The sequence below is a fragment of the Terriglobia bacterium genome (assembly GCA_020072645.1).
GTDB lineage: Bacteria > Acidobacteriota > Terriglobia > Terriglobales > Acidobacteriaceae > Angelobacter.
This window is the reverse complement of the sequence record JAIQGK010000004.1, coordinates 181,293-197,751: the sequence shown is the minus strand read 5'-3', so window position 1 is coordinate 197,751 and position 16,459 is coordinate 181,293. Positions and strand designations below refer to the sequence as shown.

Here is a 16,459-nt window from a genome sequence, read left to right as displayed (position 1 = left end):
GGCATGCTGGTAAAAACCAAGCCCCGCGGTAAGGTTTTACCTTCCCATTTTGGCACGCTGAGTCACGTTACTTTGGCAACTTCGGGAGCGTACAAGCGGCTTGTTGCCCGCCACGAACTGTGCCATAAACATGGGCATGTACGTTCAACGACTACTCATTCTCGGATTCCTTTGCTGCCTGCCCGCGCTTTCCCTGGCGCAGCAGGCTTCGCCGGAGGCAACGATTCTCGCCCTGGAAAAGAAATGGACTGATGCTTACAAGCTGCGCAACATCACTCTAATGACTTCAATGCTGGCGGACGACTTCATTATTACCGTTGAGGACGGCAACATCTACGGGAAAATGGGATACATGGCGCACACCGCCGATACGTCCACGCAGGTGGAGGTAGCGGAAGAGTCAGACCTGAAGGTTCGGATGCACGGAAACGTGGCCGTGGTGACCGGCGCGTATCACGAGACTGGCACGTCCAAGGGCAAGCGCTATGAATATCGTGACCGCCTGACCGATGTGTGGATGAAAGTCGATGGCCAGTGGCGGCTAATCGCCGCACAGTACAGCGTGCCGCTGGGGCAGTGAGTGCGGGTGAGCGCTGGGACGCGACAGTTCCGTGATCGATATGGTTGGATGGCATTTGATCTGCCATGGCGATGAGTTAAAGTAAGACTTCAAGACAGATGGGACAAGTGTCGGATTCTTAGATAACTAAATATAAGTATTTTTTCTCAAAAGACGCAGCTTCTGTTGCTGAAGGCGCAAGCCCTTAAGTTATGAAACAATCCCCATACTTTCCAGCTGAATGGGACTGAATGATCTTCATTTTTATTCCCATCTTGTGGAAAAAATAAACAGAGCGGCTCCCGCTTATCAGGGTAGAATGTGCCATTGGAGTTTTGGCTCGGTGCCTAAGTTTGAAGATTGCCTTCAACGTTTGGAACAAATCGTCGATGAGCTGGAAAGAGGCAATGTCCCGCTTGAACAGGCATTGAAGCTTTTTGAAGAGGGCCTGAAGCACTCGTCTTCCTGCCGCAAGGAACTGGAAGAGGCTGAAGGCAAAGTTGAGATTCTGCTTCGGCAGAATGGAAAGTTACAGCCTGAGCCCTACGAACCTGCCGATCGGGCCCAGACCGTCAAGAAATAGTTCCCCTAAAGCCTGCGGACGTCCAGCAGCCGTGAAAGTCTCAAGCGAAAGCAATCAGTGTTTTCGCACAGCCAATGAGGATGTCTTTCATGAAACCGCTGAGTGTAGTTGTCGCCCAAAGCAACAGCAAAACTGCGGAGATGTTGGAGAAATCGCTCTATAACCATTTCCGCGTAGTGCATGTGGCCGGAGATGTGGATGCATTGCGTTTAGCCATCCCCAGGTTCCGCGCCGATGTGGCTATCATTGACCTTGAACTGGCCGCGCTGAGTGAAGTGCAGCAGCTCAAGCGTGACTTTGCGTCCACAACCATTGTCTGCACGCATCGCCTGGCGGATGAAACAATGTGGGCAAATGCGCTGGCGGCCGGCGCCGCCGATTGTTGCTATGCCTCCGATGTGCGCGCTATCGTCCTGGCGGCCAGCCACACCAAGCCGCTTTCTCACGCGCACGCCGCCTGAAAATATCTGTTGTACCCTCCTCCGTCTGAAGGGAGCATCCGCAAGATGCTCCCTTTTTTTACATCGTCAGAATCGCCGTGATCGGCCCATCGCACGTGATCGGAAAAACAAAACTTCAACTACGGATGACACGGGCCAGGACCGACAGATCGCTTGAAATCGGAAGACTCGGATGATCATGGCGAAGGATGATTGTTGGAATCACTACCTTTCGATCGCTACCCGGAACTCCGCGTCTCCGCGCCTTCTCGCCTCTACGGTGAATCCTGGCTTGCCCGATCACGCGCGATGTCGGCGATCACGGTGATTCCGGACGATCTCCATTGTTTTATACTCAAAGCTCATGCTGAACGAGATCCTCGCGCAAGGCCAGCGCATCATTGACGCTTCGCTGGAAAAGCTTTTGCCCGCCGCCACCCAGCGGCCGGACTCCATCCATCAGGCGATGCGCCACAGCGTTTTTGCCGGAGGCAAGCGCCTGCGTCCCATCCTGTGTCTTGAAGCCGCGCGCATGATCGCCGGACGTTTGCCTGAAGGCGTTGAAGAACTGGGCAGCGCGCTGGAAATGCTGCATACGTATTCGCTCATTCATGACGATCTCCCAGCGCTCGATAACGATGACCTCCGCCGCGGCAAGCCAACCTGCCACGTGGTCTTTGGTGAGGCGCTAGCCATCCTGGCCGGAGACGCGCTACAAACACAGGCTTATGAGGTGCTGGCGCGTTTGAAATGTCCAGCAGAAGCACGGGTGAAGATCATTGAAGAGATTGCCCGTGGCACCGGCACGATTGATGGCATGATTGGCGGACAGGTCAAAGACCTTGAAGCGGAACGCCAGCCTGCGGACGCCGCGACTTTGGAATACATTCATCGCTCCAAGACCGGAGCGCTCATCACTTCCAGCTTAGTCAGCGGAGGGATCTACGCCAATGGCTCGCTGGCTGAAATCCAGCGCTTGCGCGATTTTGGCCGTTCGATTGGCTTGGCATTCCAGATCGTGGATGATGTGCTTGATGTCACACAATCTTCTGAACAACTGGGAAAAACCGCTGGCAAAGATACAGCTTCAGAAAAAGCCACCTATCCATCCCTTTTTGGGATCGATGAATCCTTGCGTCGGGCCGATTCGCTCGTCTCTTCCGGCTGCAGTGCGCTCGATTCATTTGCACAGCGGGCCCAGACACTAAAGGACCTGGCCCACTTTCTGGTGCAGCGCAAACATTAGCCGAATCTACGGTGCCATCTGGGACGAAGTGAAAAGTACTTCATTCCCCTTGCTCCCGCATGGTAGTATTCCTTCGCATATTTGTCCCATGGAACATGTGTGTAATATTCACCCACTACCGGCGGTGCGTGCCGCCGCATTGATGCTCCACAAGAAACAATCCGTTTTACACTGCTGTACGTACTTCAAAGGACGCTGTTCGAAAGTGGTTAAGGGCCCTGTATAAGCGGCCTGGATAATGCTTTCGGCAGACATAAAAAAATCGAAAGGGAGATTTACAAATGACGAAGTCTGTACGTTTACTGCTTATGGGTGCCGCTCTGACAGGATTTATGGCCGGACAAACCGTACTCGCCCAGAACACTGGCGGCGATAAGGATAAAGCGGCGACCAGCGGCAAAAAGGCCACCAAGTCAAAGAAAGATAAGCATGCCTGCAAGGGACAGAACTCCTGCAAAGGCAAAGGCGGCTGCGGATCGACCAAAGGCAAGAATGATTGCAAAGGCAAAGGCGAATGCCGGACAGACGGCAAGCCCATGCCAAAAGAGGGCGACAGCAAATAGTTTCAGGTCCTCTCAGTTGAAGAGGACCGGTGGAACGCCGCTGGTCCTCTATTTCAAAATATTTCAGGAATCCCCTCTCTCTTTATCAGCTTTATGCCCGCAAATCGTTTCAACGGATACAAGGACTTCGGCGTAGGAATCGGGCTGCGTATTCCTCATTACAACCATATTTTTGAGAAGAAGCCCGTAGTTGACTGGTTTGAAATCATCTCTGAAAACTACATGGTGGAAGGCGGCCGCCAGCTCCAGGTTCTGGACCAGATTCTGGAACGCTATCGCGTGGTGCAGCATGGCGTCTCCATGTATTTTGGCTCGGCTGAACCGCTGAACCGCGAACACCTGCGCCGACTGAAAAAGCTTGTCCGCCGCACCAATACGCCGTGGCTTACTGACCATCTCTGCTGGGGCAGCGTGGACGGCCGCTATTCTCACGATCTGCTGCCGATGCCTTACACCTTTGAGGCCGCAAAGCGCACAGCCCAAAAAGTCCGTGAAGCCCGGGATTTTCTGGAGGTGCCTATTGCCGTGGAAAACGTCAGCAGTTACGCCGAATACCACGTTTCTGAAATGACGGAATGGCAGTTCCTCAACGAAGTGGTGGAACAAGCAGACTGCGGCATCTTGCTCGACGTCAATAATATTTACGTATCATCGCGCAATCATAGTTTTGATCCGTTTGAGTATCTGCGCAGCGTGCCCGCTGAGCGCGTCGCGCAGATTCACATCGCCGGGCATAGCAATTACGAGAAATATATTCTGGACACGCACGATCACCCGGTGCTTGATCCCGTATGGCAGCTTTACGCCAAGGCCATTGAAATGGTCGGTCCCACGGCCACTCTGCTGGAGTGGGACGATCACATCCCATCGTTTGACGAAGTCCATAAGGAAGCGCTCAAGGCAAAGAAATACATTCCGGCCAGTTCGGCGGTGGCGTCATGAGCGCAGGCGACACGAACCCGGGTAACATGACTCCGGGGCACATGAATCTCGACCAACTCCAGCGCGCTGTCTTTGACGTAGTGCGGCAGCCGCTGACTGAAGACGAGCGCATGCGCGAGCAAACGCTCGACGGCCGATCGACCAAAGAGATCGCTGAAGCGATCGTGAAGCCAAATGACCGGCTGACATCGGTCGAGCGCCTGGAAATCTACAACCGCGTTTACTGGTTCCGGCTGCTCTCGTCGCTGGCCGATGACTTTCCCGGGCTCCGCGCCGTCATCGGTCAGGAAGCTTTTGACAAAGTCCTTCTCGGCTATCTGACAGAGATGCCCTCAGTGTCATACACGCTGCGTGATCTCGGTTCGCGGCTGGAAACATGGCTGCGCGCGCACCCGGAGTTTATTTCCAGCCATGAGCGCATGGCGCTGGACATGGTGCGGCTGGAGTGGGCCGACATTGAAGCCTTTGACGCCGCTGAATTCCCTACCCTGACGCAGACCGAACTGGCCAATCTGGGCGAAGACCCCGTCTTTCATCTGCAGCCATATCTTCAATTGCTCGATCTGGCTTATCCCGCGGATGAACTTCTGCTCAAAGTGCGTGAAACTGAAGATCCGGAAACAGATATCTCCAGCAACGTGGTCATGATGGACCACTCAGATGACGCTCCGCGCAAGCAACTGCCTCTGCCCAAAGGCAAGAAAGTATTTCTGGCTGTCCATCGTCAGGAAAATATCGTCTATTTCAAGCGCTTAAAGCCGGAAGGCTTTGCGCTGCTGCGCGCTTTGCAGCAGGGGCAACCACTCTCGCAGGCCATTGAAACGTCAGTCAACTGGTCCGGCAAAAAACTGGAGCGCGTGATGGAGCAGCTGCATGACTGGTTTGCTAACTGGTCGCAGCTGGGCTGGTTCTGCCGTCCGCCGGAAAGAGAATCTCAACCATGAGCGCTCTAATACAAAAAGCTGAAACCGCGTATGGCTGGTTTCTTAAGGCCGTCAACTCGCTGCAATCCCCTTTTCTGCTGTTGATTCGCGTTTATTGGGGATGGCTCTTCCTCCAGAGCGGCATTGGAAAGTTCGGCCACATTGACAAGGTTGTGGCGTTCTTCACCGATCTGGGCATTCCCGCGCCAACCTTCAACGCCTACTTCAACGCTTCTCTGGAAACTGTCGGCGGCATTCTCTTGATCCTCGGGCTGGCATCGCGGCTGATCTCGGTTCCTTTGCTGATCAATATGGTCGTGGCTTATATCACTGCGGACCGCGAAGCGTTCACCTCTTTCTTTTCCGACTCAGGAAAGTTTTTCGCCGCTGACCCGTTCCCGTTCCTGCTGGTATCGCTGCTGATCTTGATCTTCGGCCCGGGCAAGTTTTCCGTGGATACATTGATCCTGGCCTACCGCAAGAAGCACGCTCCGGCGGCTGCGGTTGCTGCATCCAACTGAAGCAGATGGTAGTCTGTCACCTATGCGATTTCGCCGTCTCAGCCTCGCTTTCCTGACAGTTGCGGTCGCTTTTCTGGCGCTCCCGCTGAAGACCTTTCCTGCACAAGAAAACAACGCCGATGCGGCAACGTTGAACGTCTCCGGCGCCGTCATCGACGTGACGTTGCCTGATGGCCCAATGAAGCTCTCACATGACGAGCTGCTGGGCTGGGTAAAAAACTCTGCTTCCACGGTCGCCGACTACTACGGCCACTTCCCTGTTCCGCATCTCACATTAAAACTGCGCAGCACAAACGGTGCTGGCATACGCCACGGAGTCACTTACCCCCGGGATGGCGGGCTGATTTTCATCAGTGTTGGCCGCGATGCCGATATCGCAGCCACCAAAGATGATTGGGTACTGGTCCATGAAATGATCCATCTTGCTTTTCCCAACATGGAGGACGACCAGCACTGGATTGAAGAAGGCATCTCCACTTACGTTGAGCCGGTGGCCCGCGCACGAGAGGGCGGCATGCAGGTGCAAGAAGTCTGGGGAACGTTTGTCCGCGACATGCCCAAGGGCGAACCGGGACCGGACGACCATGGCTTGGACAACACGCACACATGGGGACGCACATACTGGGGCGGCGCGATCTTCTGTCTGCTGGCTGATGTGCGCATCCACGAGCACACAAAAAACCATAAAGGCCTGGAAGACGCTTTGCGCGGCATTAACCGGGGTGGCGGAAACATCAACGAAGACTGGGACATTCAGAAAACGCTGGCCATGGGCGACAAAGCTACCGGCACAACCGTTCTACGTGACCTCTACCAAAGCATGCGCGACAAGCCCGCTCCCGTGGATCTGGACCAGCTTTGGACCAAGCTTGGCATTCAGATGAAAGACGGTTCCGTTGCATTCAACGATCAAGCGCCGGAATCAAATATCCGCAAAGCCATTACCGCTCCGCCGTCGACCGCAACCGCCAGCCGCTAGTAATGAAACCTGTACCGCAGTTGCACGCTCACCGCCCTTGGGTCGCTTACGTGCGATCCCCCAAAACTGTTGCTGTGGTCGATGAAATAGCGGTTGTCCGCCAGGTTCGTCGCCGTCAGCTTGGCTGACCAGTTCTCACCGAAGGAATGTCCCACCGACAAATCGACCGTCGCATAGGCCGGCAGATGTCCAGGGCCATCGCCATCCAGGAATCCTGAACCCGCGCTCACGTTGCCGGAAAGCCAGCTTTTATGCGGCAGCACGGCAGTGACTCCTGTGCTCAATGTCTGGCGCTGATCATGGTCAAGATAGAAGAAACCTGCCGCAGGCGGAGCAAAATCCGTGAGTCCCCCGGTGACTCCGCCCGAGCCTTCCACGGACTGATGGGAATAAGCCAGATGCAGATCAATCTTCTTGAATAACTTGGGTGAACGCACCGTAGCTTCATAACCCACAATGCGGACGCCTTCGATAGTAAGTGGAATGAACAAGTTTGAATTTCCCAGAGCGTCATGGTCAAAAAAGTTGTGCGCTCCGGTGCGGAACTGGTCAAATTCAAGCACCCAGCCCTTCACCGGAATCGTCAACCCAATATCGCGCTGCTCGTCGCGCTCGCCGCGCAGCGGCAGAAATCCCTGATCAGGAGAGACACCAAGGATATCTGGCGAGATCGTATCGAGCGGAGGCGCCTGATAGTAGCGGCTATAAGAGGCCCGCAAAATCCACTGCAGATGCGGGACCTGGATGGCCACTCCCAGGCGCGGACTGCCCACTGTTTCCGTTACTAGCCCGGCAAAGCGCGTAAAGCGCACACCCGCTGTCAATGACAGCCATGAGGACGCTTTGTACTGGTCCTGAATCCAGAACGCTTCAAGGTCACCGCTGACTTTTTGCCGAGGCGGATGGGCATCAACGAGATCGCCCACATCATTGGTGCCGGTCAGGCCAAACAGCGTGTTGTCATGTTGCGCAAACCCATAAAATCCAATACTGGCATTGTGCCGGCCCTTAACGACGTTCAGTGAACCCTGTCCGCCCAGATAAGACGATGCACGATTGTCTGTTGTTACCAGCCGCTGGTCGGCGGCCCCAAGGCCCTCAAACGCCGCGCGGTTGAAGTGGTAGGAAGGCGCGACCGTCAACAACACTCCCGGCCCAAAAGTGTGTATCCAGGAAAGGTTCCCAAAGATGTCCTGCTCGCGTTCGCGGTCACGAACGCCGGCAGCTTGCAGGTCAGCATCATTCGGTACCTGAAAAAAATCAGTGCGTGCCGAACCTACAAAGCGAAGCTGGTCCGTGGGTGTTGCGTTCAGGATCAGTGAAGTAAACGCGCCGCCGCCATCGGCCTGGTTATGCAGGTTGTCCGTAGTTGGCGTTTCCAGTCCATGGTCCGTGCGATTGCCATCCAGGCTCACATAATACGCGGAGCGATCATTATGGTCGCCAAAACTCAACTGGTCGTCAGAGGAGTTGAAGTTGCCATAGCTGGCCACAAGCTCCCCCTGGCGTGAACGCTCAAAGCCAGTTCGCGGAACCACATTGAATACGCCATAAGTGCGATCACCGGCTTCAGCCGAAAAACTGCCCCGCTGCACTTCCATGTAATCCACATCTTTTGGATCAAACTGCGGTCCCACATTGGTGGCAATATTGGTGTTCGGAACAGGTACGCCGTCAATCTCCCACGTCACTTGATGCCCGCCGCGCACATGCAACTGGTCATGCACCATCACGGCCCCGGGAACATAGTCCGTGATCATGGCCATGGAGTTGGTGCGATCAGCGCCCGGCGTCTGGGCAATATCAGTCCGGTTGACCAGCGTCTGCGGCACCGGCGAAGAAGGGTCCACCGTTTCCGGCGCTCCGGAAACTTCCACCGTCTCCTGGTGCTGCGCCAGTGCCAGCGCAAAATGCATTTCCTGGACATTGCCGGAACTCACCGTTACAGACTGCTGCGCGCCACTGAATCCATGCGAGACCACCGCCACGTCATATTCGCCGATCGGAACGTTAGAAAGAAGCGCCATGCCTTCTTCATTCGTGGTGCCGGAAGTTTTAAAGTCCGACGTGCGGCTCTTCGCTTCAACCTGGGCGCCCTGCACAGGCCGGTGTTGCGGATCGTGAACAATGGCTTTGATGGTCCCAAACACTGAAGCTGAAGCCGGCAAACATGCCAGCAGCGCCAGCAAACTTATGATCGCAATATATCGTTTTGACATCTTGATTCCCCGGAGGAACCGCAGTCAGGTTCCAGGTTTTTTCCTTGCCAACAGCAAACCGGCTTCACTACCTGGGCAGAAAGTCTGCAAAGGAGTTTGCAACACAGCCGGAACAATGGCCGCGCTTTTAGACCAAGCTTGGAGGCAGAGATAAATACGCAAACAGGCCGAGAACTAGCTCAGCTATGAATTCTCTGCTTTGGGCTGTGCCTTAGATGAGGGGAGGACCGCGATCAGTATGCGAAGAAAAGCCGGCAACAGTGAACACAACCGCAACAAACTGTATTTTGCTATCGCTCACTGCAGGTGGGGGGAGATTGGGATTCGTGGAAACTGTTGCGCCGCTCCGCAGGTGTCCCGGAGTGCAGCAATCCATGGGACACTTGGCATCATCGGGCGCTGCGGAGAAATGCGTCTTCGACTCTGGCGCCGCCGCATCATGGTGGTGATGCTGGTGCATCGGGCGATCACAATGGTCCATTACCATCGCGTGACATGAAACCGCCTTGCCTGTTCCGGTACATGCCGCCGCCAGAACCGGCGAGAGCATGGACGAAAACAAAGCAAGAATCACCGTGATGGATAGTAAACGCCGCATTTTCTTATCAATATTCCTTCATTTTTACCTTGAAAGCAATGGGATTCAAAGTTACTAACGGGGTTTGCCACATTAAAACTTTTAATCTTCAACACTACAGACGCAACACTATTTTGCTCTCCCGTTTTCAGCAATTCTGGTTTACCCTGTGGAATGAAAATCGCGATGCTTGCCCTGCTCTTGCTCTTATCTGGGTGCGGCGGGGCCAATCACCCTCCTCAGCCACCCCAGCCCTCCGTGATTTTCTTTGGTGACTCCATCTTTGGCGCCTGGGACCTGGCCACTTATTTCCCCGGCAAGCAGTATGTGAATGGCGGCATGTTCGGCTAACGGACGGACCAGCTCAAGGCGCTGCTTCCAGATGTCCTCTCAGGCAACAAGGTCTGTCACGGCCTTGATGGCGACTCTACCTTCCCTCTCAGTTGTGTTCAGGTCACGCCACCCAAGACCATTGTGATCATGGCTGCATGGAACAATATGCTTCAGAATAATTTTGGCAATCCCGTGGATGACCTGCAAAGTATGGCGGCCATGGCCGGCGCAAAAGGCATCAAAGTAATTATCTGTACCATATATCCCTACGATCCCGCGCACCCCGCTCCCTGGATGGAGCCTTCGGGCAAGGCGCCTGTCACTTTCTATGATCTGTGGCGCACTCCGTTGAATAACAGCATCGGCCTAATGCCTCGAGTGACCGTAGTTGATTTCTCCGGCTTGTTCTACCAACAATCCGGCTATACAGTGGACGGCATACATCCCAATGATTCCGGCTACGCCCAGATGCGCGATCTATTGAATCAAAGTCTTTAAACGCTGGCAGCAGCATCTCCACTGCACATCAATATTGAGGATCCTGATCTGTATTGGTTACAACAAAAGAGTAGTGCATTAGGCGCGCGAGCGGATCTTTCCCAGGTAGAAATAAACAGCGGGCGTAACAATCAAAGAGAGCACCATTGAGACTAAAATTCCGCCGATCACGGCAATTGCCAGCGGCTGCAGCATTTCTGATCCAGCGCCCAGCGCAAATGCCAGCGGCAACATGCCCGCCATGGTTGCCAGGGCAGTCATAAAGATAGGACGCAAACGGCGGCGGCCAGCCTGCACCATTGCTTCTTCCGGCTCAAAGTTGGCGTGGGCGAATTTCTGGTTCGCATCCAGCAGCAAAATTCCATTCTTGGCCACAATGCCAATCACCATGATCATCCCCATCAGTGATGCCAGATTCACGGTCTTGCCCGTAACCAGCAACGCTAGAAACACACCGGAGATCGAGAGCAACGCAGAACTCAGGATCGCCACCGGCGCGGAAAAGTTGCGGAATTCAAACAAGAGCACGGTGAATACCAGAATGATGGCCAGCAACAGCACCATGGCCATGTCATGAAAATCTTTCTGCTGCTGCGCATACTTGCCGCCATAAGCCACGCGAATGCCGGAAGGCAGATGCAATCCCTCCACCACCTTCCGCACTTTTTCCATTCCCTTGCCCAGGCTCATATTCTCAAGACGCGCCGTGACCTCCACCATACGCTGCAGGTTTTCGCGATTGATCTCGGTTTGTCCCGGAAGCTCGCTCATCTGCGCCAGAGAACCCAGTGTGGCCGTCCTGCCAGCGGAACTCACCAGCAGCGTGTTGCTCATGGCTTCCAGGGAACTCCGGTTCTGCTCCGGAAAGCGCACACGGACGTTATACGCGCGGTTGTTGGCGACTACAGGATTTGCTCCCGTGACGCCTTGTAATACCGCTTCAGCATCGGTGGAGACTTCTTCCGCGGTAAATCCGGCTTTGGCCGCGACCGTGGTGTTCACGCGGAACTCCGCCGCAGGGCCGCTCATGGTGTTCTCAATCCCGTTCTTCAGATCGACCACGCCCTTGATCTTTTCGATTGCGTCCGCAACGCGCGGCGCCTGCTGTTCCAGCAGCTTTGGGTCTTCTGAGAACAGCTTGATCACTACCGGCTCGGGCTCACCCGTTAAATCGCCGATCATGTCTTGCAGGATCAAGGGGAAATCTACATCTACCGCAGGTTCCTCCCGCTTGACTTGCTCGCGCAGGTCAGCAATAACGTCGTCGGTTGCCCGCTTGCGATTCGCTTTCAACTTTACCGTGAGGTCGCCGCGGTTTGCTTCCGTCACGGCTGCCAGGCCAAGCTGCAATCCTGTGCGGCGAGATGTGCTTTCCACCTCTGGTGTTTCTTGCAACATCTTTTCCAAATGGCCCACAATGCGGTCAGTCTCCTGCAATGAACTGCCCGGCGGCGTCAGGTAGTCAAGGATGAAGCCGCCTTCGTCCATTTCCGGAAGCAGGTCCGAGCCTAGGAAATAAAAAGCTCCAAATGAGACCAGTACGAGCACGGCCGCGCCCGCGAGCAATGTCCGTGGATGCTCCAGCGCGCGACGCAACCAGCGTTCGTAAAACTCGATAATCCGGCCGAAGAAACCTTTCATGGAGGACTCTTCAGCAGCCATGAGCTTGCGAATTTCAGAGTCCACGTCACCGTTGGACGCCACATTTGCGCTTTCAGATTCCTTGCGTCGCAGCAGAAAAAGGCTCAGTGTTGGTGTCCATGTAAGCGCCAGAATGAGCGACGTCAACAGCGCGGCACACATGGTCACGGCCAAGGCACGGAAGAACGTTCCATTTACGCCCGTCATGGAAATCAGCGGAAGGAATACAACAATGGGAGTGAGCGTGGAACCGATCAGCGGAACGGTGATTTCAGAAAGCGCGCTCTGCATGGCTTCAATCTTGCCTTCGCCGGCGTCGCGATGCAGCACAATGTTTTCCACCACGACTATCGCATCGTCGATCACCAGTCCCACGGCGGCGGCAAGTCCGCCCAGCGTCATCAGGTTAAAACTTTCACCCAGAAGCTTAAGCGCCAGAAAGGTGACAAAAATCGTAACTGGAATCACCAGCCCGGCCACTATCGAGCTTCCCCAATCGCGCAGGAATACGACCAGCACAATCGCAGAAAGGATCAGTCCCATCAGGATGGCGTCGCGCACGCTTTTGATGGAATCGCGCACAATGCCCGATTGGTCATAAAAAGGCGTGAGCCGGATTCCCGGAGGCAGCGTCTTGCGAATGCTCGCAATCTCGTCATGCACTTCATTGGCCACCGCAACCGTATTGCTGTCCGGCTGACGATTGATGTTCAGCAGCACCGCAGGTTTTCCGTCGGCACGCACAATCGTATAAATCGGCTTGACCGACTGCTGGACCGTGGCCACATCGCCGATGCGCACCGGAAGTCCCGCAGGTGTGTTCTTGATGACGGTATTTGCCAGATCGTCAGCGTTGCGCGCTTGTCCGCTCACCAGGCCGAGCATCAGTTGATGGTTGCGTTCGAACAGCCCGGGAGAGTCCACAAGGTTCGTGGCTTTTACCGCATTCAGGATGTCCGTTACCGTCACGGATGTCGCCAGCAAACGTGCCGGGCTGGGAGTGATCTGAAACTCCGGTTCCTGCCCGCCTTGCACAATCACGGTCGCGACGCCCGTCATTCGATTCAGCCGCGGAGCAATATCATAGGTCGCCATTTCCCAGAGCCGATTTTGCGGGACTGAATCCGACGTGAGGCTGTAGCCAAGAATGGGGAATGAAGCGAACGTCAGCCGATGGCTTTCAACCTTTGCCGTTGGCGGCAACTCGGTTGCGATTTTGGACAGCGCCGAATCAACCAACTGGAGCGTCTTAAACATGTCAACTTGCCAGTTAAAGAACAAGTCCACTTCCGCAGAGCCGCGGCTGGTGATGGAACGCACCATCTCCAGGCCCTGCACGCTGTTTACGGCCTGCTCAACTGGTCGCGTGATGGTAACCATCATTTGATCAATTGGCATTACGCCGTTATCAATGCCAATCACGATGCGAGGAAAATCTGTAGAAGGAAAAACCGCGATAGGAATATTCAGCGCCTGATAGCCGCCGACCAGTGCGATCACGATAATGAGGAAGATTATCGTAGCGGAGTTCTGGGCCAGCCAGTGGCGGCGTGCCGCGATGCCCTTCACGTCAATATGGTTCGTGACTTTGGGTTCATCCGCCATCTGGGCTAGTCCTTTGAGCCGCTGCCTTTCTTGCCATTGGCCTTAGGTTGCGCGGCTTTCTTGCTGCTGGCATCAGGCTTGTCTTTCGCTTGATCGCCCGCCGATGATTTATTTTTCCCGCCTTTATTCTCGTCAAGTTTGGCCGCATCGTCGCCAGCCTTGCCTGATTTTTCGTCGTCATCTTTATCTTTGTCTTTGTCCTTGGCGTCTTCGCCGGCGGCTTCCGTTTCCGGCTTTTCGATTTTGACTTTCGTCTTGTCGGGCAGGCCGTACGCTCCTTCCGTCACCACCACTTCTCCAGGCTTGAGACCGGAGACAATCTGCACCTGCTGGCCTGTTGCGATTCCGGTCTTGACGTCGCGGCTGCTGGCCTGGCTTTGCGAGTCCACCACCATCACCTGGGCTGCGTCACCTTTGGCATTGAGCAGTGCGGCTGCGGGCACTACCAATGCGTCCTTGACCGTTTGCGCGGTAATGGCAATCTGGGCCGTGGTGCCGGGACGCAAAAGCTGGTCCGGATTCGGCGCCTGCACCCACACTTCAACCGTGGTGCTGTTGGGATCGAGCGCTGGACTAATGAGAGACACCTTGCCGCTGATCGCCTTGTCCAGTCCGGCCAATGAAATCGTGGCAGCGTCGCCTTTGTGGAGTTGAAGCGCGTCACTCTGTGGAATGTGTGCTTTGGCAATGATCTGGGAAATGTCCATCACGGTGAGCAGTGGCGCGGCGGTTGACGCCATTTCTCCGGGGTAAAGCGGACGGTCAGTGATGAATCCCGCAATCGGGCTGCGCACTTCAGAATAGCTGAGCTGCGCTTCAGAGTTCAGCAGCTTTCCTTTTGCCGACGTGAGCTGTCCATTGGCCGTCTTGATTGCGCCTTGCTTGCCGACCGCGTTCAAACCATCCAAATGTTTCTTGGCAATGTTGTATGCGCTCTTGGCCTGCGCCAGTGACACCGCGGCAGCATCAAGATCTTTGCGCGGCAGCGCGCCCTGCTTAAAGAGGTCCTGGCGGCTGTTATAGAGCTTCTGCTGTGCGTCCAGTTCCTGCTGCGCCGTCTGCACATCCAGCTCCGCTTTTGCGTTCTCTTCCGGCAGAGTCGCGCCGAGGCTGGTGCTATATGCGGCTTCAGCCTGCTCATAGGCACCTTTGTTGTCGAGCGCGGCGGCGGAGAGATCGCGATTTTCAAGCGTTGCCAGCAACTGCCCCTGTTTTACTTTCTGTCCACGGACGACGTAGAACTTTTTTACCGGCGCGCTTATCTTTGGGGTGATTGCCGATTGGGCCACAGGAAAGATGATGCCTTCAGTGTTCACCACGCGAGAAATATCGGCGGTGGCGGCCGGCGTGGCTTGCACGCTGACCTCGGGCGCTTCTTCTTTTTCACCTTTACCGCAGCCTATAGTGACAAAAGAAAATGCCATCGCCAGTGCGACGAGCGAGACAACGCGGCCAGCGTTACGCTTATTGTTCATAGAGCCTGACACTCACATTGTACCTGTTAGCGTTTGCAGGTTCGCCACGGCCGTGCGCGCACGGACCTCGCCATCGCTGAAAGCATTGCGGGCCTGTGTGAGCGTATTTTGCGCGTCCACCACTTCCAGCACCGTCGATTCCCCGCCCTGATAGCGCAGAATGGTCAGCCGCAGGCTTTCCGCTGCCAGGTCAGCTGAGCTCTTCAGCAATTCCAGTTCGGCGTGCGCCGCCTCGGCTTCGGCATACAACTCCCGCATGTCCGCCTGAAGTTTGCGCTGCGCCATGGTGAGTTCGCGCTGGGCCTGCTTGCGTCTCAAGTTAGCTTGCACCACTTTGCTGTGCGTCGCGCCCCAATTCCAGATAGGAATGTTCAACGTGGCCGCCACAGCATAGCCCAGGTTGCGTGTTCCGTCGGGTTCGTGCGCGGCGAAGTGCGCCGCATCAATGCCGTAAAAATAGTCAAGCGTGAGCGTGGGAAAGTATGCGCTCTGTGCGGACGCTACCTCAAACTTTGCCGCCTGAAAGCCAGCGGTCGAGGCGCGAACATCCGGGTTGCGGTTCTGCGCCACCTTCACAAACTCGTCAAAGCTTATGAGCGGGGGAGCAAGCTGGGCGTCATCGACCACGGTGAAATTCAGGTTGAAGTCAGGAAACAGGAGCACGGCCAGGTCCAGTCTGCTTTTGTCCATGGCAAGCTGCGCTTCGCGTAGGTCGCGCTGGCGATCATTAAACTGAATCTGGGCCTTGATCACGTCAGCGTGGGCAACTTCACCGCCGTTTTCCAGCTTCTGGCTCAGGCTAAGAAACTGCTGCGCTTCCGACGCGGCCTGCTGCACGTTGGCGTATTTGCGCTGCGATGCGATGAGCCCGTAATAGCCCTGCACCACGGCCACCACCAGCCCGCGCTTGGCGACCTCAGCCTTGGCCCGCGCCACCGCCTCCAGCGCCCGTGCACGCCGGTAGTCGGCGTAGTTGCTGTATCCCAGTGCTTGATGAACGTTCCCCTGGCTTAAATACTCATGCACTGTGTTGTTGGCAATGAATACACCCGAGGGAGTGCCGTTGGGCTGTGTGTAAATAAACTCATTGTTATAGTTCACGCTGGGCAGCACTCCGGCGCGAGCCTGCACCTTGTCCTCATGCGCGATTCCCTGATCGGTAAGCGCGGCCTGGAACGCGACGCTGTTGGCTCGTGCACGATTTAAAGCGTCTTGCAGCGTGAGCGTTAGCGGCGCCTGCGTGGAACTGGCTGGTTGCGCTTCTTGCGCAGAGACTCGAACGATCGTGAAGAGCATCGCAACAAAAAGCGCTATGCGCGTGATAGATTTCGCGATGGACAAGGTGACCCCTCCTG

General features: G+C 55.5%; 16 protein-coding genes. 11 read left to right on the top strand and 5 right to left on the bottom strand.

Features of this window, described 5'->3' with window-relative positions; translation table 11 throughout:
* Positions 1-136 precede the first annotated feature (136 nt).
* The 9 genes from LAO76_07865 (at position 137) to LAO76_07825 (ending at position 6,756) form a co-directional block, all read left to right on the top strand.
* On the top strand, positions 137-580 hold the full coding sequence (locus LAO76_07865) for a nuclear transport factor 2 family protein (GenBank protein MBZ5490833.1): 444 nt from the start codon (positions 137-139) through the stop codon (positions 578-580).
* A gap of 322 nt (positions 581-902) precedes the next feature.
* Entirely contained in the window at positions 903-1,142 is a 240-nt protein-coding gene (gene xseB, locus LAO76_07860) for an exodeoxyribonuclease VII small subunit (GenBank protein MBZ5490832.1), read from the top strand.
* 89 nt (positions 1,143-1,231) lie between these two features.
* Positions 1,232-1,603 carry a hypothetical protein gene (locus LAO76_07855; protein ID MBZ5490831.1) on the top strand — a complete coding sequence of 124 codons (372 nt, stop codon included), beginning with the start codon at positions 1,232-1,234 and terminating at the stop codon, positions 1,601-1,603.
* Positions 1,604-1,946: 343 nt separating this feature from the next.
* Complete coding sequence (locus LAO76_07850) at positions 1,947-2,828, top strand: polyprenyl synthetase family protein (protein ID MBZ5490830.1); 882 nt, start codon at positions 1,947-1,949, stop codon at positions 2,826-2,828.
* Positions 2,829-3,109: 281 nt separating this feature from the next.
* Positions 3,110-3,391, top strand: a complete 282-nt coding sequence (locus LAO76_07845) for a hypothetical protein (GenBank protein ID MBZ5490829.1) — start codon at positions 3,110-3,112, stop codon at positions 3,389-3,391.
* Between the two features lie 93 nt (positions 3,392-3,484).
* Positions 3,485-4,333 (top strand): DUF692 domain-containing protein, encoded by an 849-nt coding sequence (locus LAO76_07840; GenBank protein ID MBZ5490828.1) that lies wholly within the window; start codon positions 3,485-3,487, stop codon positions 4,331-4,333.
* Positions 4,334-4,374: 41 nt separating this feature from the next.
* A complete protein-coding gene (locus LAO76_07835) occupies positions 4,375-5,277 on the top strand; it encodes a DNA-binding domain-containing protein (protein ID MBZ5490827.1) in 903 nt (300 codons plus the stop codon).
* Positions 5,274-5,777: a DoxX family protein gene (locus tag LAO76_07830; protein MBZ5490826.1), complete on the top strand. Its 504-nt coding sequence runs from the start codon at positions 5,274-5,276 to the stop codon at positions 5,775-5,777. The genes LAO76_07835 and LAO76_07830 overlap by 4 nt, the downstream gene beginning before the upstream one ends.
* A 22-nt stretch (positions 5,778-5,799) precedes the next feature.
* Positions 5,800-6,756, top strand: coding sequence for a hypothetical protein (locus tag LAO76_07825; GenBank protein MBZ5490825.1), 957 nt, complete (start codon positions 5,800-5,802; stop codon positions 6,754-6,756).
* Here the strand turns inward: LAO76_07825 and LAO76_07820 are convergent.
* Both LAO76_07820 and LAO76_07815 read right to left on the bottom strand, forming a co-directional pair.
* The gene (locus LAO76_07820; GenBank protein MBZ5490824.1) at positions 6,753-8,975 is read right to left on the bottom strand and encodes a TonB-dependent receptor; all 2,223 of its coding nucleotides are present in this window, start codon (positions 8,973-8,975) and stop codon (positions 6,753-6,755) included. The genes LAO76_07825 and LAO76_07820 overlap by 4 nt on opposite strands.
* A gap of 211 nt (positions 8,976-9,186) precedes the next feature.
* Positions 9,187-9,573 carry a hypothetical protein gene (locus LAO76_07815; GenBank protein MBZ5490823.1) on the bottom strand — a complete coding sequence of 129 codons (387 nt, stop codon included), beginning with the start codon at positions 9,571-9,573 and terminating at the stop codon, positions 9,187-9,189.
* Positions 9,574-9,738: 165 nt separating this feature from the next.
* Here LAO76_07815 and LAO76_07810 point away from each other — a divergent pair, with 165 nt between their 5' ends.
* Both LAO76_07810 and LAO76_07805 read left to right on the top strand, forming a co-directional pair.
* Complete coding sequence (locus LAO76_07810) at positions 9,739-9,903, top strand: hypothetical protein (protein ID MBZ5490822.1); 165 nt, start codon at positions 9,739-9,741, stop codon at positions 9,901-9,903.
* 147 nt (positions 9,904-10,050) lie between these two features.
* Entirely contained in the window at positions 10,051-10,383 is a 333-nt protein-coding gene (locus tag LAO76_07805) for a hypothetical protein (GenBank protein ID MBZ5490821.1), read from the top strand.
* A 78-nt stretch (positions 10,384-10,461) separates the two neighbouring features.
* Here LAO76_07805 and LAO76_07800 read toward each other — a convergent pair whose 3' ends face one another.
* The 3 genes from LAO76_07800 to LAO76_07790 form a co-directional block, all read right to left on the bottom strand.
* Positions 10,462-13,629 carry an efflux RND transporter permease subunit gene (locus tag LAO76_07800; GenBank protein MBZ5490820.1) on the bottom strand — a complete coding sequence of 1,056 codons (3,168 nt, stop codon included), beginning with the start codon at positions 13,627-13,629 and terminating at the stop codon, positions 10,462-10,464.
* A gap of 5 nt (positions 13,630-13,634) precedes the next feature.
* Entirely contained in the window at positions 13,635-15,053 is a 1,419-nt protein-coding gene (locus LAO76_07795) for an efflux RND transporter periplasmic adaptor subunit (protein ID MBZ5490819.1), read from the bottom strand.
* A gap of 63 nt (positions 15,054-15,116) precedes the next feature.
* Positions 15,117-16,445, bottom strand: a complete 1,329-nt coding sequence (locus tag LAO76_07790; GenBank protein ID MBZ5490818.1) for a TolC family protein — start codon at positions 16,443-16,445, stop codon at positions 15,117-15,119.
* Positions 16,446-16,459: the final 14 nt, after the last annotated feature.